General features: G+C 41.3%; 21 protein-coding genes and 1 other annotated feature. All 21 genes read right to left on the minus strand.

Annotated elements, in window-relative coordinates; all coding sequences use genetic code 11:
• Positions 1-16: 16 nt before the first annotated feature.
• The 21 genes from ACTHOQ_RS12465 to ACTHOQ_RS12565 all read right to left on the minus strand — a co-directional run bounded on the left by ACTHOQ_RS12465 (position 17) and on the right by ACTHOQ_RS12565 (position 24522).
• Positions 17-928: an ABC transporter permease gene (locus ACTHOQ_RS12465; RefSeq protein ID WP_440496470.1), complete on the minus strand. Its 912-nt coding sequence runs from the start codon at positions 926-928 to the stop codon at positions 17-19.
• Positions 929-964: 36 nt separating this feature from the next.
• Complete coding sequence (opp4B, locus tag ACTHOQ_RS12470; protein ID WP_440496471.1) at positions 965-1927, minus strand: oligopeptide ABC transporter permease; 963 nt, start codon at positions 1925-1927, stop codon at positions 965-967.
• A gap of 1 nt (position 1928) precedes the next feature.
• Positions 1929-2876 carry an ATP-binding cassette domain-containing protein gene (locus ACTHOQ_RS12475; protein ID WP_440496472.1) on the minus strand — a complete coding sequence of 316 codons (948 nt, stop codon included), beginning with the start codon at positions 2874-2876 and terminating at the stop codon, positions 1929-1931.
• Positions 2873-3883, minus strand: a complete 1011-nt coding sequence (locus tag ACTHOQ_RS12480) for an ABC transporter ATP-binding protein (protein ID WP_440496473.1) — start codon at positions 3881-3883, stop codon at positions 2873-2875. Before ACTHOQ_RS12480 ends, ACTHOQ_RS12475 begins: the two co-directional genes overlap by 4 nt.
• Before the next feature lie 554 nt (positions 3884-4437).
• Complete coding sequence (gene pyrE / locus ACTHOQ_RS12485; RefSeq protein WP_440496474.1) at positions 4438-5070, minus strand: orotate phosphoribosyltransferase; 633 nt, start codon at positions 5068-5070, stop codon at positions 4438-4440.
• On the minus strand, positions 5070-5780 hold the full coding sequence (gene pyrF, locus ACTHOQ_RS12490) for an orotidine-5'-phosphate decarboxylase (protein WP_440496475.1): 711 nt from the start codon (positions 5778-5780) through the stop codon (positions 5070-5072). The genes pyrE and pyrF overlap by 1 nt, the downstream gene beginning before the upstream one ends.
• Positions 5780-6691 carry a dihydroorotate dehydrogenase gene (locus ACTHOQ_RS12495; protein WP_440496476.1) on the minus strand — a complete coding sequence of 304 codons (912 nt, stop codon included), beginning with the start codon at positions 6689-6691 and terminating at the stop codon, positions 5780-5782. Before ACTHOQ_RS12495 ends, pyrF begins: the two co-directional genes overlap by 1 nt.
• Positions 6688-7461 carry a dihydroorotate dehydrogenase electron transfer subunit gene (locus ACTHOQ_RS12500; RefSeq protein ID WP_440496477.1) on the minus strand — a complete coding sequence of 258 codons (774 nt, stop codon included), beginning with the start codon at positions 7459-7461 and terminating at the stop codon, positions 6688-6690. Before ACTHOQ_RS12500 ends, ACTHOQ_RS12495 begins: the two co-directional genes overlap by 4 nt.
• A 1-nt stretch (position 7462) precedes the next feature.
• A complete protein-coding gene (carB, locus tag ACTHOQ_RS12505; RefSeq protein ID WP_440496478.1) occupies positions 7463-10660 on the minus strand; it encodes a carbamoyl-phosphate synthase large subunit in 3198 nt (1065 codons plus the stop codon).
• A complete protein-coding gene (locus tag ACTHOQ_RS12510; protein WP_440496479.1) occupies positions 10653-11753 on the minus strand; it encodes a carbamoyl phosphate synthase small subunit in 1101 nt (366 codons plus the stop codon). Before ACTHOQ_RS12510 ends, carB begins: the two co-directional genes overlap by 8 nt.
• A complete protein-coding gene (gene pyrC / locus ACTHOQ_RS12515; protein WP_440496480.1) occupies positions 11753-13027 on the minus strand; it encodes a dihydroorotase in 1275 nt (424 codons plus the stop codon). Before pyrC ends, ACTHOQ_RS12510 begins: the two co-directional genes overlap by 1 nt.
• Positions 12990-13907 carry an aspartate carbamoyltransferase catalytic subunit gene (locus tag ACTHOQ_RS12520; RefSeq protein ID WP_440496481.1) on the minus strand — a complete coding sequence of 306 codons (918 nt, stop codon included), beginning with the start codon at positions 13905-13907 and terminating at the stop codon, positions 12990-12992. The genes pyrC and ACTHOQ_RS12520 overlap by 38 nt, the downstream gene beginning before the upstream one ends.
• 243 nt (positions 13908-14150) lie before the next feature.
• The gene (locus tag ACTHOQ_RS12525) at positions 14151-15449 is read right to left on the minus strand and encodes a solute carrier family 23 protein (RefSeq protein WP_440496482.1); all 1299 of its coding nucleotides are present in this window, start codon (positions 15447-15449) and stop codon (positions 14151-14153) included.
• 22 nt (positions 15450-15471) lie between these two features.
• Positions 15472-16014, minus strand: coding sequence for a bifunctional pyr operon transcriptional regulator/uracil phosphoribosyltransferase PyrR (gene pyrR / locus ACTHOQ_RS12530; RefSeq protein WP_440496483.1), 543 nt, complete (start codon positions 16012-16014; stop codon positions 15472-15474).
• A gap of 751 nt (positions 16015-16765) precedes the next feature.
• Positions 16766-17668, minus strand: coding sequence for an RluA family pseudouridine synthase (locus ACTHOQ_RS12535; RefSeq protein WP_440496484.1), 903 nt, complete (start codon positions 17666-17668; stop codon positions 16766-16768).
• Positions 17668-18144 (minus strand): signal peptidase II, encoded by a 477-nt coding sequence (gene lspA / locus ACTHOQ_RS12540; RefSeq protein WP_440496485.1) that lies wholly within the window; start codon positions 18142-18144, stop codon positions 17668-17670. Before lspA ends, ACTHOQ_RS12535 begins: the two co-directional genes overlap by 1 nt.
• Before the next feature lie 498 nt (positions 18145-18642).
• Entirely contained in the window at positions 18643-18969 is a 327-nt protein-coding gene (locus ACTHOQ_RS12545) for an AzlD domain-containing protein (protein ID WP_440496486.1), read from the minus strand.
• Positions 18966-19640 (minus strand): AzlC family ABC transporter permease, encoded by a 675-nt coding sequence (locus ACTHOQ_RS12550; protein WP_440496491.1) that lies wholly within the window; start codon positions 19638-19640, stop codon positions 18966-18968. Before ACTHOQ_RS12550 ends, ACTHOQ_RS12545 begins: the two co-directional genes overlap by 4 nt.
• Before the next feature lie 131 nt (positions 19641-19771).
• Positions 19772-22537, minus strand: a complete 2766-nt coding sequence (gene ileS, locus ACTHOQ_RS12555) for an isoleucine--tRNA ligase (RefSeq protein WP_440496487.1) — start codon at positions 22535-22537, stop codon at positions 19772-19774.
• Between the two features lie 183 nt (positions 22538-22720).
• Positions 22721-22941, minus strand: a binding site (T-box leader).
• Between the two features lie 67 nt (positions 22942-23008).
• Complete coding sequence (locus tag ACTHOQ_RS12560) at positions 23009-23554, minus strand: DivIVA domain-containing protein (protein ID WP_440496488.1); 546 nt, start codon at positions 23552-23554, stop codon at positions 23009-23011.
• A 179-nt stretch (positions 23555-23733) separates the two neighbouring features.
• The gene (locus ACTHOQ_RS12565) at positions 23734-24522 is read right to left on the minus strand and encodes a YlmH family RNA-binding protein (RefSeq protein WP_440496489.1); all 789 of its coding nucleotides are present in this window, start codon (positions 24520-24522) and stop codon (positions 23734-23736) included.
• Positions 24523-24960 lie beyond the last annotated feature (438 nt).

Here is a 24960-nt window from a genome sequence, read left to right on the forward strand (position 1 = left end):
TGTTTTTCCTCCCTTTTTATCCTAAACGTTGTTTTGCGTCAGCTGCGCGTCGTAACGCCTGGCCAACGTAATTTATACCAAGCATCAATACTAAAATTAATATCGATGCAGGCAACCATATCCACCATTTACTCGATAAGATTATCGGGTTCATAGCATAACTTACTAAAGTTCCTAAACTTGGTGTTGACGGTGGCAAGCCGAAACCTAAGAATGAAAGACCAGTTTCAATCCCTACATTACCCGCGAAGCTTAACGTAACTTCAACGATTAATAGAGAGCTTAAGTTTGGCAATAGACCTTTAAACATGATCGCGAAATCACTTGTACCCATTGTTTTCGAGGCACTGATGTAATCGCGTCGTGCTTCAGACAGTGCCTTGGATCGCACAAGTCTGGCCGTCGACATCCATTGAAATGCTGCAATAATTAAGATTAGATCTAGTATTCCGTATGATGGAATGATTGTTACGACTACGATGATAATCATTGTAGTAGGTAGAGTAATGAAAAAATCGATAATACGCATGAAGAAGTTATCAATAAACCCTCCATAATATCCCATAATAATACCAAGTCCGATACCGACAACATTTGCAAGAATCGTAATCGCGATAGCAATTAAGATGGAATTTTTTGCACCGATGATCAACTGTCCGAACATATCCCGTCCAGCTTCATCAGCGCCAAGAATATATCCGCGAACACCTGGTTCAGTGAAGCGCTCCAATAATTGAATTTTCATTACTTCAGCTTGGTCAATGACGAACGCTAATACCACAATTGCTAGCATTAACAAAATAATGCCTATTAATGAGAACATAGCTAATTTATCTTTTTTAAACTCCCGCAAAACAACTTGAATACCAGTTGGTGGAGAGCTTTGAGATTCTAATTTTTCCACTGTTTGTTCGTTTTTGTTTTCCATGATTAAAATCACCTCTCCTTAGTCATTATTAATTGATTAGTCTATGCGAATTCGCGGATCCACAATACTTAAAATAATATCGGACAATAGACTACCTAATAATGATAAGAAGCCAAATAACATAACAAGTGTTGTAATAACACTATAGTCGCGACTTAAAATCGAATCGATAAATAATTTACCCATACCAGGATACGCGAATACGGTTTCGATGAAAATAGAGCCACTAAGTAAACCTGTAATCGTGAAGCCTAAGAATGCTGCAATTGGAAGTAAAGAGTTACGGAAAATATGTCGAGAATATACTTTCTTCATCGGAATCCCTTTACTGCGGGCAGTTTTTACATAATCCATCGTTTTCGCATCGATAATCTCTGTACGTAAATATTGGATAATCCCTGTTGTACCTAATAACGCATATGTTCCAGCAGGCAATAATAGATGGTGGAATCGACTCCAGTAGTATGCAAGTGTTCCTTCATCAACGCCGATATCGACTGTTCCGGTAGTAGGGAACCACATTAATCGATAGCCGAAAATATAAACGAAAATTAAGGATAATACGAATGTTGGAATCGCATATGATATAAAACTGTATAATACAATGGATTTATCCAAAAACGATTCCTGATACCGTCCTGCTAATACCCCTAAAGGAATTGCTAGTGCATATACGAAAATTACACTTAGCAATGATAGTAAAAATGTATTCATCGCACGGTCGCCAATAACATCTGCTACCGGCTTTTTATGCGTATAGCTTTGACCGAAATCACCTTGGGCCGCATTCACAATCCAGTTATAGTATTGGACATACCATGGATCATAGAAGCCTGCTTTAACACGTAATTCTTCAATTACGTTCGGGTCTGTTTCCGGTGTGATCAGCCCTGTAAATGGATCTCCGGGCATTTGTTTCGCTAATATGAAAATTAGGAGACTTAAAATAAATAGCTGCGGAATCATTATTAATATACGGCGAACTATCGTTTTCCACATACTATACACGCTCCTTTTCATCTTCAGACATGGCCACTTTATGTGTATCTGAAATCGATTTTAAAGGATATACTTTTCCATCCTTATCGTAATACTTATGCTGTTCTTCGCGATATGTTGCTTCAACTTTTTGGCGCTCAAGCTTTCGCTCAATCCGAGTTTCAGGCTCAATATCAGGAATTGCGGAAAGCAAACGATTTGTATAAATATGCTGCGGATTTGTGTAAATATCATCACGCTTACCTGTTTCTACGAATCTGCCTTTATACATGATAGAGATATGGTCACACATATGGCGAACAACACCTAAATCGTGTGAGATGAATAAATAACTAATTCCGTATTGTTCTTGAATTTCCTTCATAAAGTTTAAAACTTGTGCCTGAACGGATAAATCAAGCGCCGATACCGGCTCATCCGCAATAATCATTTTAGGGTTGCATGCTACCGCTCGGGCGATACCTAGACGCTGCTTTTGCCCCCCGGAGAATTCATGCGGATATTTTAGCAAAACATCTTCAGACATCCCTACGATTGCTAGAAGCTCATTAATGCGTTTGCGCTCTTCCTGCGGTGATAGTTTCATAAAGTTGCGGATTGGCTCCGCTAAAATATCCAATACACGCTTACGTGGATTCATACTAGAATGAGAATCCTGGAAAATCATCTGAATATCGCGATTATATGCCGAATCGCGTTTACGGCGCGCATTTGTCACTTCTTTGCCTTCATAAATGATGCGGCCGGAAGTGATTTTTTCCAATCCGATTATCGCTTTACCAGTCGTTGATTTCCCTGAACCGGATTCGCCTACGAGACCGTAAGTTTTTCCGCGTTCAAATTCCATCGTCACACCGTCCACTGCATAAACATGGTCAACTACTGTGTTAAAAAAACCGCCACGGATAGGATAGTGGACTTTTAAATCTTCTACTTGCATGAAACTCATCGATTTACGCTCCCTTCCTCATCCTCAAAGTGGAATTCCTTCCAGCAAGTGCAGCGTACAAGATGCCCTGGCGCAACTTCATGAAGCTGTGGATTTGCTTCATGTGCTGATTGTGGAATCCACGGGATACGTGATGAGAATCGACAGCCTTGACGCGGCAGCTTCATAAGCGAAGGCACCATCCCTTGAATGACTTCTAATTGTTCATTTTCGCTATTCGTTTGAGGAATCGATTTCAGCAACGATCTTGTATACGGGTGCTTCGGATTTCTGAACAATTCTACAACTGGCGCTTCTTCAATAACTTCACCAGCGTACATAACAGCAACACGATCTGCAACTTCGGCTACGACGCCTAAGTCATGCGTAATTAAAATAATTCCTGATTGAATTTCATCTTGAAGCGTTTTCAGCAAGTCTAAAATTTGTGCTTGAATCGTTACATCAAGCGCCGTTGTCGGTTCGTCGGCGATAATAATTGCCGGTTTACCCGATAATGCAATCGCAATCATGACACGCTGGCGCATTCCACCGGATAATTGGTGCGGGAATTGTTTTGCTACACGCTCCATATTGGCAATGCCTACTTGATCCAATAATTCCAACACACGCTTCTCACGTTCTTGCTTGTTTAATTTTGTATGATAAACTAAACCTTCCTCAATTTGTTCCCCGATGCGCATTAAAGGATTTAATGCAGATAACGGATCTTGGAAAATGAATCCTATGTCATTTCCCCGCAACTTGTTAAATTGGTCTTCCGTCAAATTAACTAGATTTTGATTGTTGTAAAGAATTTCACCTTCAACTTTTGTTGTATTTGAATTATGTAATCCAACTACTGAAGTTGCCAATGTACTTTTTCCGCAACCTGATTCTCCAACGATTGCTAAAATCTCATTTTTGCGAAGCGTTAACGAAACATTGTCTACAGCTGGGTAGTATGTATCTCTAATTCGGAAACTAGTACGTAAATTTCGGATTTCTAATAATTCATTCGTAGACATTAAATAACCGCTCCTTTCTTCGTAAACATTCATTCAGCTCAGCTAAACTCGCTCTATAATCAATTACGCCCCAGCATAATGGCAACCGAATCCGTCATATCCGCTGAAGCTCTAAATTTTCCCAAACGGGTTTTATACCCTCCCAAGGGGAAATTTAAACTTTACTAATTCTCAGTCTTTTCTAAATGTTAACAATTTGTTAAATTTTCGTATTTCAATATAAATTATCCATAAAAAAATTTACATGTCAATTATTAAACTTTCTAACTATTCTAATTTAACATTTTTCTTTTATCAATAGCAAACTATTCTTTGAAATTTTAATTTTCCGATAATTCATTTCAAAAAATAGGCTTTTAAGATTAAATTTATGTTGTTAAATACGCAAAACAAACATAACAAATTCCCATCGAAGTTTAATAGCCTCTCTTTTTATTAAACTTCATTTTTAAAAAAACTGATAAATTTATAAAGGAATTATATAACTATAGCAAAAACGTGTAAAGAATAATTTTTTATAACTTCACACGTTTTTGAATTATTTTAATATTTTTTTATTTCAAACTACCTTCTTTCAAGTCTTTATGCCAGTTTTTTAAGAATGGAATTTCCGTTTCTTGAATAGACCCTGATTCTTTAGCCGCATCGATTAAGCAATCGAAATTCGTTAAAGAAATATATTTTACACCTGTTGCTTCAAACGCTCCCTCCGCTTTCGGCAAATTATATGTATATACACATACAACCCCTAAAACTTCACAGCCAGCTGCTCTTAAGGCTTCCACTGCCGTTATCGAGGAACCTCCTGTCGAGACGATATCTTCCACCACGACAACTTTTTGGCCCTTTGAATATTTCCCTTCAATTTGGTTGCCGCGTCCATGTTCCTTTGCTTTTGAACGCACATATACCATAGGCAATTGCAAAATGTCCGCCACCCATGCGGCATGGGGAATCCCCGCTGTTGCCGTGCCTGCAACAACTTCACAGCCCTCAAAATTTTCGCTTATCAAAGAAGCCAAACCATTTGCTAGCTGTTTGCGGATAGCTGGATCAGAAATAGTTAAACGTGTATCGCAATATATAGGCGATTTAATGCCGGAAGCCCATGTAAATAACTGCGTCGGATTCAACTCGACAGCTCCCACTTTTAACATTGCGTGCGCGATTTCGTTTTGTAATGACATTAGTTTTCCTCCCATAATTTACAAACTTCTTTATAAGCAACCACTGGATTGGCTGCGGCTGTAACAGCACGACCTACTACAATCAGTGATGAACCATCTTTTTTTGCGCCATCAGGTGTAGCGATACGCTTTTGGTCATGTGCGTCCCCGCCGAGCATGCGTATACCTGGTGTCACACGCAAAAAGTCATCGCCGCAAACTTTGCGGATTGCCTGTGCTTCATGTACTGAGCATACGACACCGTTTAGTCCTGCTTGCTTCGTTAATGTTGCATATTGTAAAACCGATTCGCTAAGCGACAAAGGAATCCCCTGTTCTGCTTGCATTTGCGGTTCTGTCGTCGATGTCAGCTGTGTGACTGCAATGAGGTCAGCACGCGTTCTCCCTGCCTCAGTACCGGCTTCCAAACCTTCTATAGCCCCTTCCATCATGGCACGGCCACCTGCAGCATGGACATTCACTAAATCTACATGGAGGCGCGCCAAGCCCTTCATTGCCGATTTTACTGTATTCGGAATATCATGCAGCTTTAAATCCAGGAAAATATTATGTCCTTCATCTTTCACCTTGCGAACGATGTCCGGACCTTCCTGTAAATATAGCTCCATCCCGATTTTGACAAATAACTTTTCTTCAAATTGCGCCAAAAAATTCATGACATCAGGTTCGCTTGGAAAATCCAAAGCAATAATCGGTTTTTTATTAAACATTAGCGGTGGCTCCTTCCAATAATTTCTGCAATATGCGCTACATTTAAAGCATCCAATTTTGCCGGCAATTCATCAATGATCGTCGGACATACGAAATGATCGACGAAATTCGCTGTACCAACTGCAACGGCCGATGCACCTGCAGACATGAAATCTATGACATCTTGTGCACAGGTGATTCCGCCCATGCCGATAATCGGGATATTCACCGCTTTGTACACATCGTAGACCATACGGATTGCGACAGGTTTAATTGCAGGGCCGGATAACCCGCCCGTCCCGTTTGCTATGACCGGCTTTCCTGTACGCTCATCCAAACGCATGCCGACAAGTGTATTAATCATCGTAATTCCGTCCGCCCCTCCTGCTTCGGCAGCTTTGGCGATATCGACAATATTCGTTACATTCGGCGATAATTTTACATAAACCGGAACGCTTGAAACTGCCTTTACAGCAGCTGTCAATTGTTCAGCTGTTGCTGGATCTGTCCCAAATTGGATACCACCGCATTTTACGTTTGGGCATGAAATATTTAATTCCAGCGCTTTTACATTTGGCGCTTTTGAAATACGTTCTGCAACTTCTACATAATCCGCAACTTCTGTTCCTGCAACATTTGCGATAATCGGTACATCAAAGCCTTCCAAAAACTTCAATTCTTCTGCCATAACTTTTTCGATGCCCGGATTTTGTAAACCGATTGCATTCAGCATTCCAGCGGATGTTTCTGCTACACGAGGTGTCGGATTCCCTTTACGAGTTTCAACGGTTGTCGCTTTAATCATAATTGCCCCAAGCTTCGATAAATTATAAAGCTGTGCATATTCCCGCCCAAAACCGAAGCAGCCTGAGGCGGGCATAATCGGATTTTTCAGTTCCAATCCCGGTAGTTCTATATTTAATCGGCTCATAATGCGACAACTCCTTTCGGGAATACTGGTCCATCCGAGCATACTTTTACATAGTCTTTTTCATAGTTTCCGGCTGTAGCGCATACACAGGCAAAACATGCACCAATGCCACAACCCATACGCTCTTCAAATGATAAATAGCCTTCTTTTTCCGGGTAGTGGCCTTCCAATGCACGCAGCATCGGCAATGGGCCACATGCATAAAAAACATCAAACTGGGGGTTCACTTCATCAAATACAGTTGTGACAAAACCTTTTGTCCCTTTCGAACCATCTACTGTCGCATAATAAGTGTCGCCCATTGCTGTGAACTGCTCCTCATAGAAACAAACGTCCTCTGACTGGAATCCAAGTACATGAATTGTTTTCACACCGCGTGCATTTAATTGCTTCGATAGTTCGTGCAATGGAGGTACACCGATTCCCCCGCCTACTAAAAGCGCTGTCTGACCTTGTTGCGCTGCTTCTGTCGGAAAACCATTTCCGAGCGGGCCTAGCACATCGACGATTTCCCCTTTACAGTTTCCGGAAAGGAATTTCGTGCCGCGCCCTTCTGCACGGTAAATCATCGTAAATTCATTTTTTTCTTTATCTACATTGGCAATACTGATTGGTCGACGCAACAATGGCTCGAATGTATCCGACACCTTTACATGAACAAACTGGCCAGGCGTCATGTCCTGAACCAGTTGTCCTCTTAGTGTCAATTCGAAAATGTTCGTCGCAATCTGTTTTTGCGCTATAACAGTCATTTTCTCTTGACGGATCATTTTAGTGTACTACCTCCGCTTTCGGCATTTCTTCTGCTGTAAATGTCATTGACTCAATTACACGCAGCATTGCTTCTGCTGTATCCAGTGAAGTTAGGCAAGGTACGCCGTTTTCAACAGATTCACGACGAATACGGAAGCCATCGCGCGCAGGCTGTTTCCCTTTTGTTAATGTATTGACAACTAATTGGGCTTCACCATTTTGAATCATATCGATCAATGTTTTGCCTTTACCGCCGATTTTTTCAACGATGTCTGTTTTAATGCCATTTGCTTCAAATGTTTTTGCTGTACCTTCCGTTGCCACAATGCGGTAGCCGACTGTCGAGAAGCGTTTCGCTAAATTAATCGCTTCCTCTTTGTCTTTATCAGATACAGTGAACAGGATGGTACCATGTGTTTTAATTTCCATACCCGCTGCTACGAAGCCTTTATATAACGCTTTTTCATATGTTGCGTCTTTCCCCATTACTTCCCCTGTTGATTTCATTTCAGGCCCTAATGTAATGTCGACACGGCGTAATTTCGCGAATGAGAATACCGGTACTTTTACGAATACGCCTTGCTGTTCTTTTGCAAGCCCTGTTGGATAGCCTTGTTCAATGATCGATTGTCCAAGAATCGCTTTTGTCGCGATATTTGCCATTGGAATATTTGTAATTTTACTTAAAAACGGTACAGTACGGCTTGAGCGTGGATTTACTTCAATTACATAAATTTCGCCTTCGCTCATTACATATTGGATATTCATCAGCCCGACAATGCCGAGGCCTTTCGCTAGGCGTGTCGTATAGTCTACTAATGTTTCTTTTTGGGCATCTGTCAATTTTTGCGGTGGGTATACACTGATTGAGTCACCTGAGTGCACCCCTGCACGCTCAACATGCTCCATAATCCCTGGAATCAGCACATTTACACCATCACAAATGGCATCGACTTCAATTTCCTGTCCTGTTAAGTAACGGTCGACCAATACAGGGTGATCCGGTGATGCTTCTACTGCATTCCCCATATAGTGAGCAAGCTCTTCCATGTTATAAACAATTTCCATTGCACGGCCGCCAAGTACATAGGATGGGCGAACTAATACAGGGAACCCTAAACCTTCCGCTATTTTCATCGCACCTTCAGCTGATGTTGCTGTATCACCAGGAGGCTGCGGAATTTTCAGTTCTTGTAATGCCGCTTCGAATTTATTGCGATTTTCCGCACGGTCGATATCTTCAAGTGTCGTTCCTAAAATTTTCACACCGTTCGCTTCCAGCTTATCCGCTAAATTGATCGCTGTTTGCCCGCCGAACTGTACAACAACGCCGATTGGCTGCTCCAGATCGATTATATGCATTACATCTTCAATCGTTAATGGCTCGAAGTATAATTTATCCGAAATCGAGAAGTCCGTCGAAACCGTTTCTGGATTTGAGTTAATGATGATCGCTTCATAGCCCGCTTCCTGAATTGCCCATACTGAGTGAACTGTTGCATAGTCGAACTCTACACCTTGACCGATGCGGATCGGACCTGAGCCGAGTACAACAACAGATGGTTTGTCAGTACGGATTGATTCATTTTCTTCCTCGTAAGTACCGTAGAAGTATGGCGTATTCGATTCGAACTCCGCCGCACATGTATCCACCATTTTATATACTGGAATAATGCCATGCTCTTTACGGAATTCATAAACCGCCTGCTCTTCCATTTCCCAAAGCTGCGCAATTTTTTTATCTGCAAAGCCTAGTCGTTTCGCTGTGCGTAAAATTTCCTGATCGCCTTTGTTTTCTGCCAATGTTGTTTCCATATCCACAATTTTTTTCAGCTTCGTTAAGAAGAACAGGTCAATTGCAGACCATTCATGGATTTTTTCCGGTGTTACACCGCGGCGAAGCGCTTCACCGATGAAGAATAGACGTTCATCCCCTGCTTTTTTAATACGCTTTTCAATCCATACATCAGTTAAATCATCCGCATTTTTCATTTCAATATGGACATGGCCGGTTTCCAATGAACGGACTGCCTTTAAAATCGCTTCTTCAAATGTGCGGCCGAGTGCCATTACTTCCCCGGTCGCTTTCATTTGTGTGCCCAGGTTACGTTTTGCCGATTCGAACTTATCAAATGGCCAACGTGGAATTTTAGCGACAATGTAGTCAAGTGCCGGCTCAAAGCATGCAAATGTTGAACCTGTAACAGGGTTTTTAATCTCATCCAGTGTAAGTCCTACTGCGATTTTTGCTGCAAGCTTCGCAATCGGATAGCCTGTCGCTTTTGATGCTAGTGCAGATGAACGCGATACACGCGGGTTTACTTCGATTACATAGTATTGGAATGAGTAAGGATCCAATGCCAGCTGAACGTTACAGCCGCCTTCGATTTTTAGGGCACGGATAATATCGAGTGAAATGTTACGCAGCATCTGGTTTTCACGATCCGATAATGTTTGTGTTGGTGCTACAACGATCGAGTCACCAGTATGGATACCTACAGGGTCAAAGTTTTCCATATTACATACTACGATTGCATTATCCGCCGCATCACGCATTACTTCATATTCAATCTCTTTAAAGCCTGCGATTGATTTTTCCAGTAAACATTGTGTTACAGGAGAGTATTTTAAACCAGACGTAACAATTTCCTGTAAGTCCTGATCGTTATAGCAAATTCCGCCGCCTGTTCCGCCAAGTGTAAAAGCCGGACGAACGATTACCGGATAACCGATTTTTGCAACGAATGCTTTCGCTTCTTCCATGTTATGAATAATATCTGACTCTGGAACCGGTGCACCAAGTTCATACATTAAGTTACGGAACAAGTCACGGTCCTCAGCTTTATGAATCGCATCGAGTTTCGTACCTAAAATTTCAATTCCTAGTTCATCTAAAATGCCTGACTCATCAAGCTCGATTGCCATATTTAATCCTGTTTGACCACCTAATGTAGAAAGAATGGCATCAGGACGCTCTTTACGTAAAATACGTGATACAAATTCAAGGCTGATTGGCTCGATATATACTTTGTCTGCGATCTCTGTGTCCGTCATAATTGTCGCCGGGTTCGAGTTGATTAAAATTACTTTATAGCCCTCTTCTTTTAATGAAAGACATGCTTGTGTTCCTGCATAGTCAAATTCCGCTGCTTGACCGATGACAATCGGGCCTGAGCCGATTACTAAAATTGTATTTATATCTGTACGTTTAGGCATGGTGGTTCTCCTTTGCTGCTTCGATTTCCATCATTTCGATAAATTCGTCAAATAGGTAGTTTGAATCTTCCGGACCAGGTGACGCTTCCGGGTGGTACTGCACAGTGAAAATCGGATATTTCTTATGGCGTACCCCTTCACAAGTTCCATCATTTAAAGCGACATGCGTTAACTCTAGATCAGTATCTTTTAATGACTCGATATCAATTGCATAGCCATGGTTTTGGCTCGTTAAATCCGTGCGGCCAGTACGCAGATTTTTTACTGGGTGATTTCCGCCTCGGTGACCGAATGGCAATTTAAACGATTTTGCCCCACAAGCTAGTGAAAACAGCTGGTGCCCTAAACAAATACCGAAGATTGGCACTTTTCCGATTAGTCCTTTAATTGTTTCGATTCCTTCCGTTACATCTTCCGGGTTCCCTGGACCATTTGACAGCATGATGCCATCCGGATGCATCGCCAGAATTTGTTCAGCTGTTGTGTTGTACGGTACGACCAATACATCACAGTCGCGCTTGTTCAGTTCGCGTAAAATTCCGTGCTTCATTCCAAAGTCGATCAGAACTACACGTTTTCCGCGCCCTGGTGATGGATATGCCGCTTTTGGCGATACTTCACGGACATGGTGGGTAATATAAGGTGTTTCCTGTAATTGAGTGACGATTTGTTCAACATCCACTTCGGCATCTGCTTCTGTTAAAATCGCTCGTACCGCTCCTTTTGCACGAATAATGCGCGTTAATTTTCGTGTGTCGATTCCTTCAATGCCAGGGATATTTTGTGCTGCCAAGTAATCCCCCAATGACATATCCGAGCGCCAGTTTGATGGTTGATCTGCCAATTCACGTACTACAAAACCGCGGATTGCAGGAGTGATTGCTTCAAAGTCATCACGGTTAATGCCGTAATTCCCGACTAACGGATATGTTAATGTAACGATTTGCCCGTAAAATGATGGGTCAGAAATTGTTTCCTGGTAGCCTGTCATCCCTGTTGTAAATACAACTTCTCCTTGACTTGCTTTGTCGCTTCCAAATGCAGTCCCTGTAAATACAGTGCCATCTTCTAAAATTAATAACCGCTTTTTCATTATTCTGCCTCCTGATATACAATATTGCCTTCAAACATCGTTACTACGGGCCATCCTTTTGCTGTCCATCCGTTAAATGGTGTATTGCGTCCTTTAGAAACAAAACCTTCTGCATCGATTGCCTGTTCCTTATCCAAATCGATTAGTACGAGATCCGCTGAAGCTCCAACTTCCAATGTTCCGTATGGAAGATCGAAAATTTGGGCTGCTTTTACACTCATCCAGTCGACCAACTGCTTTAATGTCCATTTTCCTGTCTCTACAAAGTTTGTATACAGTAGCGGAAATGCTGTCTCAAAACCAACGATTCCAAATGGCGCACCAACCATGCCGCAGCATTTTTCCTCTGCTGTGTGTGGTGCGTGGTCTGTCGCGATACAGTCAATCGTACCGTCCAAGAGTGCCGCATGCAGTGAATCTTTATCATCTGCAGCGCGTAATGGCGGGTTCATCTTCCAGTTCGCATCATCTGATGGGATATCCATTTCCTCTAATAAGAGGTGGTGTGGACAAACTTCCGCAGTCACTTTAATCCCTGCTGCTTTTGCATCCCTTACTGCACGTACTGATTCTTTCGTCGACACGTGGCATACATGGTATCGTGCACCGGCCGCTTCAGCCAGCAGTACATCACGAGCAATTTGTACAGACTCGCAAATGGAAGGAATTCCTAGTAGGCCAAGCTCTTTATTGCGTTTCCCTTCATGCATAACACCATCGTAAATAAGTGAATTATCTTCACAGTGTGCAACAACAACCGCATCGAGTTGTGCTGCCTGCTGCATTTGCTCGTACATTGTCGACGCTAGCTGAATTCCGATCCCGTCATCCGAGAAAGCGACTGCACCCTGTTCTTTTAACTCTTGCATATTTGTGCGAACTTCACCTGAAATATCTTTTGTTAATGAACCATATGGTAACACTCGGATTACTGCACTTTCTTTGATCAATCCGTTAATGAGCTGCATATTTTCTACCGAATCCGGTACCGGCTTCGTATTTGGCATCGCACAAATTGTTGTAAAACCGCCTTTTGCTGCAGATGCCGAGCCTGTTGCGATCGTTTCTTTATGTTCAAAGCCAGGCTCACGCAAGTGTGTATGTACATCGACAAAACCTGGTGATGCGAAATGGCCTTTACCATCAATCAGCTTAGCGCCAGCTGGAATGTCTCCATTAATCGAAGCGATTTTGCCGTTTTCTATTACAATAGTAGATACTACTAATTCGCCTTCCTCATTGAGTAGCTTCACATTTTGTATAACTGTTGTCATATTGATCTCTTCCTTTCAAAATCGTTTCTAAAATGGCCATTCGTGTAAATACACCGTTTCGCACTTGTTCAAAAATGCGGGAACGACCACATTCAACAAGGGCATCCGCAATTTCCACATCGCGGTTTACCGGTGCCGGGTGCATAATGATAGCCCATTCTTTCATCCGCTGTTCACGTTCAATCGTCAAGCCGTATTCTGCATGGTAGCTTTCTTTTGAAAAGTTTTTACTTACAGAGTGACGTTCATGCTGGATACGCAGCAGCATGATGACATCGCTGTCTTCCAGTACTTCATCCCAGCTATGTGCTGCTTCGAAATTACCTGCCCATGCCGGCGGACAAAGGAATCGAACATTGGCCCCTAAACGAGTAAGTGCAGTCGCATTTGATTTTGCAACACGGCTATGTGAAATATCACCGACGATCGTAATATTCAGGTCTTCAAATCGTCCGAACTCTTTTTGAATTGTATATAAATCCAGCAGTGACTGGGAAGGATGCTGGCCTGCGCCGTCTCCTGCATTGATGACCGCACATCCGATACCTTCCAAAAGCTCGTTGTAATATTCATCTTCCTTATCCCGAATAACGACTGCATCGATTCCGATCATTTCCAATGTTTTGACTGTATCGTACAGCGTTTCTCCCTTTGTTGTGCTCGAGAACTCCGCATCAAACGGAATCACCGTACATCCTAGCCGACGCTCTGCCATTTCAAAGCTCGTTTTTGTACGTGTACTAGGCTCAAAGAAAAGGTTCGCTACATGAAATTCCCGTGGTAACACAGGTTTTTCTCCATTTTCGAAATGCTGTGCTCGATTTAAAATCATCATTATTTCTTCGTTTGATAAATGTTCCATCGATAATAAGTTTTTCATGTGGGTGCCTCCGCTTATATCAATTACGCCCCGGCGCAAATGCTAGCTTGATATTATTTTATTACATTATGAATATTTAATCTACTTTTTGTTTAAATATACAATCTCTCTTCATAAATAAGCCTCGCTATATCATTAGCGAGGCTTGGAGGGTGTGACAAGGTAAGGTATCATACTGTAGACGATCCCTTCTGCATGTCATACCCTTTCTTGCCTCTCTGGACAATCTTTAAAAGGTATTTTTTATTCTTCTGTTTCGTAAATATCTTTTTCTACTGCTTCGCGACCTGGCAATGCTAAGTTCAAGATGACACCGATTATCGATGCTAATGCCATCCCTTCAATCGCAAAGCTTTCCGTGAAGCGCATTGCTGCCCCGCCAATTCCAACTACCAGTATGACGGATGCAATGACCATATTACGGTTGTTTCCAAAGTCCACTTTATTTTCAACTAGCATACGTAAACCGCTTGATGCAATAATCCCGAATAACAGGATTGAAATACCGCCAAGTACTGCTGTTGGAATTGTTTCGATTAAAGCCATTAGCTGACCTGAGAATGAAACGAAAATCGCAACGACTGCTGCCCCTAAAATGACATATACCGAGTAAACGCGAGTGATGGCAAGTACCCCGATGTTCTCTCCATACGTTGTTTTAGGCGGACCACCTATTAATGCCGAAGCAAGCGTTCCAAGACCATCCCCTAAAAGCGAGCGGTGTAAGCCAGGGTCTTTCACATAGTTACGGTTTACTACTTTTCCCAATACTAGCTGGTGACCGATATGTTCTGAAATTGTTACGATAACGATCGGCACCATTCCGATGAATATAGCACCTGTAATTTGGAAGTCATAATGTATACCCGGTATTAAAAAGTCAGGCATTGCAAAGAACTTCGCATTTTGTACTGCTGTGAAGTCCACGATTCCAACAATCACCGAGTAAATATAACCAATTACGATTCCGAGTAAGATGGGCATTGCACTTAAAATATTTTTAAAGAATACTGTGAAGATAATAGCTGCCGCTAATGTAACCATAGCAGCCGAAAAATGCAGACCGTTATATTCGCCGTTCACATTCATCGCCATATCAACCGCAGTGCCTGACAGCCCTAATCCGATAACGATAATTACCGGTGCTACTACGATTGGCGGTAAAATATTCATCAGCCATTTGTAGCCTGTTTTCCAGATTAATAATGCTACGATTGCATAAACCACACCGACCATCATTGCCCCGATCATCGCATTGCCAGGGTTTACTTCTACACCTGCTTGACCAAATCCTGTTACTAAAAGAATAGGAGAGATAAAGGCAAATGAAGAACCTAAGTATGCCGGTACTTTAAACTGTGTAATGAACAAAAAGATAATTGTGGCGATTCCGCTTGTTAATAGCGCAATGGCTGGGCTTAACCCTACTAATTTCGGTACTAAAATTGTTGATCCGAACATGGCAAACATATGCTGGAAGCTAAATGTAATCAGTTGTCCTACTGTAGGTTTTTCATGAATATCTAATACTGCTTTCGACATTTTTCTCTCTCCCTGTATTCACTTATTCCTCGAATTTATGAATTGTTACAATATCTTCATTGTCTGTTTCTACAAGATTGACTACAATACGCTCAACGCTTGATGTCGGGATATTTTTTCCTACATAGTCGGCACGTATCGGCAGTTCGCGATGGCCCCGGTCAACAAGAACTCCAAGCTGGATTTGCGCTGGTCTGCCTAAGTCCATGATGGCATCAAGTGCTGCGCGTACTGTTCTACCTGTATAAAGAACATCGTCGATCAGCACAACTTTCTGATCTTTTACTTGGTGTTCAATATCGACTTGCTGAACTTGTGCCTGATCATGCTTTGGCGATAAATCATCACGGTACAATGTAATATCAAGCTCACCTGTACGAATTGCTTTCCCTTCAATTGTTTCGATTCTTTCTGCTAAGCGTCTTGCCAAATATGCGCCGCGTGTTTTAATTCCGACTAAAATCACTTCATCAATACCTTTATTGCGCTCAATAATTTCATGGGCGATCCGTGTAATCGCACGGTTCATCGATGGGCCATCCAGTAATACAGTGTAATTTTCCATATTGCTGCTCCTTTCGTTTTTTCATGTTCACAGGGTTTGATCAATGTAAATTTCAAACGAAAAACCCTCTAGAAAGTTCTAGAGGGTTTGAAAAGTCATGTTGAAAAACTGCATATTGGTATTTTTGCGCACAAAAATACGTAATGCTTCACATTTCCCCTTCTCAGCCTCTCTGGACTGCCATTAAAGGTGAACAATATTCAGATTAATTTGCGACTACCTGCTTGCTCTCGTCAAGTTCTGTAGTTCACTGTTGCTAGTATATGCTACCCTTTTTTAGAAGTCAATAAGCTTCATAAAGGTCAGACATCTGAAAATTAATGTTTAAAAAATGTGAATTTTTATAATCCTTTGAAGAGGATGCGATTTTCTATTAAATGCGTTGAAAGTTCTAATATAATTCAAAATCTTCTCATAAAAGTCCGATCTTCTAATATTATGGGGCAATGTTCAAATAAGTATTCGAGATTTTCTAATAAAGCATTAAAATGTTCTAATATCCTCGGAGCTTCTTCTAAAATCCCCTGCAGATGTTCTAATAAAATTCACGTTAGGCTATCTCAAAGCCTCGACTTGCAGAAAAAAACCTCAAACCGAAACCTTCTCCACCGGTTTTCTAATAAAGGGCGCAAATCTTCTTATATCACCGCAACATGTTCTAATATCCGCCTTAAATGTTCCAATAAAATCAACACAGACTTACCCTAAATAAAAAACAGCCGAACCCCCAAAAGGATCCGGCTATTTAAAATTATCCGCGCAGTTCTTCTAATAATTGTTTAAAATCCTCTGGCAGCGGTGCTTCAAACTCTAAATATTCCTTCGTTACAGGATGAATAAATCCTAAAACACCGGCATGCAATACTTGGCCGCCGAAATCGATTGTTTTTCTAGGACCGTATTTCGGATCACCTGCTAACGGGAAACCGATATAGTTCATATGCACACGAATTTGGTGTGTACGTCCTGTTTCCAGACGGCACTCCACTAAAGTAAACTCTCCGAAGCGATCAATTACTTGGAAATGTGTAACCGCATGCTTTCCTTTATCGACAACTGCCTGCTTTTGGCGGTCTTTCTGGTCACGGCCGATCGGAGCATCAATTGTCCCCTTCTCATGCGCAATATGACCATGCACTAAAGCAGTATATTTTCGTGTTACCGATTTTTCGACGAGTTGATTCACTAGACTTTCATGGGCAACATCATTTTTTGCGACCATTAATAAACCGGACGTATCTTTATCAATACGGTGCACAATACCAGGACGCGCCACACCATTAATGCCTGATAAATCCTTGCAATGATGCATTAAACCATTTACTAATGTGCCAGTTGTATGGCCTGGAGCCGGGTGAACAACCATTCCGCGCGGTTTATTCACAACTAATACGTCTGCATCTTCATAAACGATTTCCAGATTTAAATCTTCTGGAATGATTTCTAAATCTTCCACTTCCGGAACAGTTACTTCAATAACGTCCCCTAGCTTTACTTTATACTTTGCTTTTACGGCTGCGCCATTTACTAAAATGCGCTCCTCGTCAAGCCAATTACCAATTTGCGAACGGGACCATGCTGCTTCCATTTGCGAAAGCGCCTTATCAATCCGTTCCCCTGCAAATTCTTCTATCGTCAATATGACTACTGCCATTATTTCACCTTTTTCTTATCCTTTTTTTCTTCTAAAATGATCGTAATAAAGAGCATGACTACAGCAATTGTCAGTGCTGCATCCGCAATATTGAAGATTGGGAAATGATAGTTGATCACAGGAATATAAACATCGACAAAATCAACAACTTCACCGCGGAATAAACGGTCAATAAAGTTGCCGACCGCACCGCCCAAAAGGAGCATTAAGCTTGAATGAAAAAGCGGCTTTCCTTTTGCTTCTGTATGATTAAAATAAATAATGGCGATAATGACTGCAATTGTTATAATTGTAAACAACCACATCTGTCCTTCCAGCATGCCCCATGCTGCACCACGATTACGATGCGATAAAATGCCAAACCAAGGATCCCACACACTAATGCGTTCCCCGAGCTCCATATTTTTAACGACCAGCCATTTTGTCCATTGATCAAAAATGACTGCAACTATTGCTATTCCGTAATATTTATACACAGCAAATCCTCCGTTTACGATATATCTTATCTATTTTAACATAATTATCAGACCAAACGATAATTTTAATATGAGAAAAGTGACAAGAAAAATAAAGCGCTGTTTCCCATTTAGTAAGTTAAAAAAATTCTATTTTCGGCAAAGAAAATTCTGCTTTCAAAATCTAATTAGATGATAAATGCAGCAGATTCCACCTTTAATACAATTCGCTCTACTTTATGTAAGTGATTTTCTGTATTAGGACAAACAGATTCTGCTTTAGACGTGGGCCGTTCCACATTACGCATGGATTTTTCTACATTCGGCCAAAAGGGATTCACCTTTCAAAACTCTATTGCCTGACAAAAGCAGCGAGTACTACTTTTGACGCTGGCGGTTTTACTTTATGCAGAAAAGTTTCTGCGTTTCATTCAAAAGCTATCCATAATACGCTACTTTATTTTTTTAAATAATAAAGCTTATCTATTCATGAATAACTAAATATGCTGCCAGTTTACTTCAGCCGAAAAGCAATCGGAACCCGGCCATCGTTACGACACCGGCGATAACTGTTTTGGAAAGGCTCTTTGTAAGTAAAGCAACAAGTAATGTCGGAATAAAAGCAATTACATTTATCCAATGAACGTTTACAATTGCCGCCTCTTTTTCGAAAAAGCCCTCTATTACTAATGCCGATAATATGCAAACCGGTATGTAGGCAAGCCAGCGTAAAACAATTTTTGGCATATTCATATTTTTCACTAATACGAATGGCAGTATCCTCGGTATCCATGTAACGAGTGCACAGCCTAAAATTAACAATACCATCCCAATTGAAGTCGTCATTTCTCGGTTGCCACCCCAATCGTCGCCACAACAAGTGTAGATAGCAGCACTGCTAAATGGCCCGGCATAAAGTAAAGCATCCCGTACATGCTTACGACCATGATGGCAATAAGTTTTATGTAATGCATCAATTTTTCTTTCGGTATACTTGCGAGCGTTAATACGAGAAGCGCTACGAACATTGCAACCAATGCATAATCAAGCCCCCATTTTTCGGGATCTGGCATCCATTGACCAATAATTCCGCCGACTGTGCAAGCCGCAATCCAAGACGTATACGCTGTAATATTTAAGCCGTCCATCCATTTTCCGCCAAGACGCCCTTCTTTTCCAACCGTAACAACGGACACTCCGAATGTTTCGTCTGTCAGCAATGTGCCAAATCCAATATTGCGCAATGTTGGATATTTTGTAAAATATGGCGCAATCGTCAACGACATGAGCAAGTGCCGTAAGTTAACTATAAAAATGGTGATGATTACCGCCGTTACAGGAGCTCCCGCCAAGTACAGTCCGCAAAAAATAAATTGGGCCGATCCTGCATAAACAAGCACCGAAAGTAAAAATACTTCAAATACTGAAATCCCGGATGCGATCCCAACGACGCCAAATGCTATACCAATACTAATATAACCGAGTAAAGTCGGAATACAATCTTTCATCCCCTGCATGAATGTATCGGGAGTGAAAGGCTTTTGTTCTATTCGTTCCAATATTGTACACTCCTAATATTTCTATTTTTCAGAAAACTAAAAAGGGTATAAAGAACGCCATTGCCTAATTAGCAACAGCGTTCTTAATTTTATGCGTAGTAGTTTTCTACAACATCGGCACAGCGTTTACATAATGCTGGATGCTTTTCTTCTGAACCAACTGTTTCAGAAATTGTCCAGCAGCGCTCACATTTTTCACCGTCCGCTTTTTCTACAACCAATGCCATTTTCTCCAGCACTAACGCTTCTTCCGGCGCATTTTCTTTGCTGCCAGCGATAAAGAATTGAGAAACGATTGAAAGCTGGGCAAAATCGATATTCGCATCATTCAATAATTCGACAGTTTCACTATCAGCATAAACCGAAATTTTCGCTTCCAATGATTTACCGATTGTTTTTGCATTACGCGCTTCTTCCAAAGCCTTTAATATTTCATTTCTAATGGCGATTACTTTCGTCCATTTCGTACGTAAATCAGCAAAGTTTGCCCCTTCTGCGACTTCCGGGAAATCCGTTAATTGGACAGATTGCGGTTTGCCATCAAATTCGATATAGCTCCATAATTCTTCAGTCGTGTGCGGAATAATTGGTGTTAATAGTTTTACTAATGCCATTAATGTATCATACATTACCGTTTGCATTGCACGACGGTTTTTATTGTCCACTCCTTCGATATATACAACATCTTTTGCAATATCCAAGTAGAATGAAGAAAGCTCAATCGCCACGAAGTTATTCACTGTTGTGTACACAGTCGAGAAGTCGTAACGTTCATATGCATCACGAATTGTTTTCACAACATCCTGTAAGCGCATATACATATACTGATCCATTTCACGTAACTCTTCGTAAGCAACACGGTCAGTCGTTTCGTTAAAGTCAGTCACATTGCCGTGCAGGAAGCGCAATGTATTACGCACTTTACGGTATGTTTCGGACACTTGCTTCAGCATATCCATCGAAATACGAACATCCCCCGTATAGTCAACAGATGCTACCCACATACGAATAATGTCGGCACCGTATTGGTTCATCACTTTGATCGGGTCAATCGTATTGCCAAGTGATTTTGACATTTTGCGTCCTTCGCCGTCTAAAACGAAGCCATGTGTTAATAAACCTTTATATGGCGCATGCCCATTAATCGCCACAGATGTAATTAATGATGAGTTGAACCAGCCTCGGTGTTGGTCAGAGCCCTCCAAGTAAAGGTCGGCCGGATATTTCATGCCACGCTCAACTAACACACCTTGGTGAGAAGAGCCTGAGTCAAACCATACGTCCATAATATCATTTTCTTTTGTGAATTTGCCGTTAGGGCTGCCTTCATGTGTGAAGCCTTCCGGAAGTAATTCTTTCGCTTCTTTTTGGAACCAAATATTCGAACCATGCTCACGGAATAATTTCGAAACATGCGCAATCGTTTCCGGTGAAATAATTGGATCTCCATTTTCAGCATAGAAAATCGGAATTGGCACACCCCATGCACGTTGACGGGAAATTACCCAGTCGCCACGGTCGCGAATCATATTGTAAAGACGTGTTTCGCCCCATGCCGGTGTAAATTCTGTCGCTGTCACCGCATCCAATAATTCACTGCGGAACATTTCAACAGATGCGAACCATTGTGGTGTTGCACGGTAAATTACCGGTTTTTTCGTACGCCAGTCATGCGGGTATGAGTGTGTAAATTTAGAAACATGGAGTAATGCGTTTTCTTCTTTTAATTTTTCAATGACAACCGGATTTGCTTTTTCATAGAATAATCCTTCAAAACCAGGTGCTTCATTTGTATAGCAGCCACCGTTATCAACCGGTGATAAAATGTCCAGTCCATAGCGTTTACCGATCTGATAGTCGTCTTCACCGTGACCTGGCGCTGTGTGTACACATCCCGTACCTGCATCAGCAGTTACGTGGTCGCCAACCATCACTAATGAATCACGTTTATAAATTGGGTGTTCTGCAACGATCATATCAAGCTGTTCGCCCTGTACTTCCTGAACGATTTGAACATCTTCCCAGCCAAATGTCGCTGATAGTTTTTCCAGTAAATCTTTTGCAACAATATATTTGCTGCCGTTTGTTTCTACAACAACATATGTGAATTCAGGGTTCACCGAAATCCCTAAGTTTGCCGGAATTGTCCATGGCGTTGTTGTCCAGATGACAAATTTTGCATCAGCCGGTACTACGCCTTTGCTGTCTTTAATGCCGAAAGCTACATAAATTGAATACGATTCGACATCTTTATACTCGATTTCCGCCTCTGCCAATGCAGATTCGGAAGATGGTGACCAATAGACTGGTTTTAAGCCTTTGTAAATATAGCCCTTCTCCGCCATTTTTCCGAATACTTCGATTTGGCGCGCTTCGAACTCCGGCTTTAATGTAATATATGGATTTTCCCAATCGCCGCGTACACCTAGACGGCGGAATTGGGCTTTTTGATTTTCGATTTGCTCATATGCATATTCCTCACAAAGTTGGCGAAATTCCGCTACGGACATTTCTTTCCGTTTTACACCTTTGTTCGTTAATGCCTGCTCGATCGGTAAGCCGTGCGTGTCCCATCCCGGAACATATGGAACATGGAAACCAGTCATCGATTTATGACGGTTGATCATATCTTTAATCACTTTGTTTAATGCATGGCCGATATGGATATCCCCGTTTGCATATGGAGGTCCATCATGCAATACATAATGCGGACGCTTCTTTGTGCGCTCCAATACTAATTTATCGATGTCCATTTCATCCCACTCGGCTTGGACTTGCGGTTCCTTTGTCGGCAATCCGCCGCGCATCGGAAAATCTGTTTTAGGCATTAATAACGTATCTTTATACTCTACCATGTAATATACCTCCTAATTATCTATCGTCTCAATTGGCTTTCAGTCGGTTCTTCGCCTTAGCATAGATTTGGGTTTTTATCCGAATCAACTTTCTTTGCTATTATTTTTACCAAACTTATGATGATGAACCTATGCTCTAAAGGAAGTGAATACTAAAAAAACAAAAAGCCCCTCCATCCCTGTAAAAGGGACGAGGAGCATTAGTCTCGTGGTACCACCCTAAATTCGCTAAAAAATAGCCTCATTAGACACTGTAACGTCGTGTTCTACGAAATGGCTTACTGAAAGTTTCAGCCATTCAGCTCAGAAGTGATATTCGATTTAACTTGCTTCGTCCGAGCTTTCACCATCCTCGAATCGCTATACCACAATGTTAAACTTACTGTCTCCGTCAAAGCATTATGCAAATTGCATCTTATTCATTATTCTTCAGTATATGAAATGGCCCCATGAAATGTCAAGTACCCATTATCAATACACGGCATTTTCATCATTTTGGCTATCTTCATTACTTTCAAGGCGATTATTATCCTGAATTTCTGTAATATCCACATCATATTCCAGCAAATGATCCCAATCATCCGTATTTAATAAATCGAGCTGTGCTTCCACTAACATTTTGAACCGGTTGCGGAAAACTTTTGATTGTTTTTTCAATTCATCAATTTCAATCGTCACTTTCCGCGCTTTTGTTAATGCATCATTTATAATTCGGTCTGCATTTTTCTCGGCTTCCTTAACGATTAATTTAGCTTCTTTTTCAGAGTTCCGGCGCACTTCACCTGCTGCCTCTTGCGCTACAATAATCGACTTTTGCAATGTGTCTTCCAATGAGTTGTAATGATTCATTTGATCGGACATCATTTTAACCTTTTCTTCCAGCTCTTTTTTTTCGCGCAAAATAATTTCGTAGTCTTTAATAATCTGATCCAAAAATTCATTTACTTCATCTTCTGCATATCCACGGAATCCACGTGTAAATTCTTTATTATGTATATCAAGAGGTGATAATGGCATCTCGTTCTACTCTCCTTTTACGTACGTTCTTAAAAATATTATAATCGTTTCTTAGCTGAATAACATCATGTTTTCAGTATAAAATCGCATTTTGCACCAAAATAGCGCAAAAGACTGTATATTTTTATAGGAACTTCCTTAATAACTTCAGTCAATTTTCCACTAAAAAAATGTAGAACTTATACTCTTTGCTCTAAACGCCCCACTTGCAGACGAATTTTATCTTTTTTCGTTCGCCCTTCTGTCATAAGAACTTTCATGCGTCCAAACCCGCGTGCGGAAATGATGTCCCCTTCTTGCAATTCAAAGGAGACCGCTTCACGAACCGTCCAATTCACTTTCACTTTGCCTGCATTTATCAAACTTTGCGATTTCTGCCGTGAAATATTCGTTACTGTCGCAAGCACTACATCTAAACGCATTGAAGAAACAGTATATGAGCTTTCTGTCCATTGCTCTTCATTTTGTATATATGGTGTTGCTGCACTTATTTCTTCCACATGCACTTTTACCTTACCGATGCCGGATAAATGTGCGCGTACATAATCGGCAATTTCTGTTGCCAATGCAAATTGCACTGTATTGTCGGCAAGTCGAATATCGCCAAACTTGCTGCGATCCAAGCCGATTGAAAGAAGTGCCCCTAATACATCGGGATGGCGCAGTTGAACAAATTTTGCAGGGTAATTGAGCGAATAAACGACGATTTGAAAATCGGCTTCCGACGGTTGCAAATAGGAAGGGGCGATCAACATCCGCTTCCGTTCCGCTTCGTCAAAAATGCCTTCTGTGAATACTTGAAGATCCTCTGATTGCTGGATAATCGACTTGACGATAAAACGTTGCCGCGGATCCAAAAAGTCTGTTAGCTTCGGAGCATAGCGGTCTTCCACTTCGCGTTGCCACCCGATTACTTGCTCAATAAATGGCTGTTCATCTTTACGAAAATGCTGTATTAAATGCTCCATCACTAAGCCTACTTTCTTCTATAAATTTTTATTTTATGTATAGGGCATAAAGTCGAATTCAATGTCTGAAAAAAAGAGATTCTAAATCAAATTGCGGTCGAGTGCTTTCCGGATGCACTGAAAATTTCATATTACCGCCTTCCGGGATTCTGAATGTTCAATAAACACTGACACGGAAAGTACAATAAACGGAAATTTTCCGGTTATATGAATAATTAGCCTCGCTAAAGGCGGAACAAAGGGAATCTTTCCGGTTATCCTAAGAAAAATCGCCAATTTCCATGTTTTCCACGTTTATAGGCGGAAATTCTACGTCTATTTCGGCTGTATTTCACCTATTTTTTTAAATAAACGGAATTTCGAGACTGTCGATTAAGTTATATTTTCTTTTGGTCCTAACCCATTTTTTTCACACATTTTGTGGTAATTAAGTTTTTT

Origin of the sequence: Solibacillus silvestris, assembly GCF_051967575.1 — a bacterium.
Lineage (GTDB): Bacteria > Bacillota > Bacilli > Bacillales_A > Planococcaceae > Solibacillus > Solibacillus silvestris_B.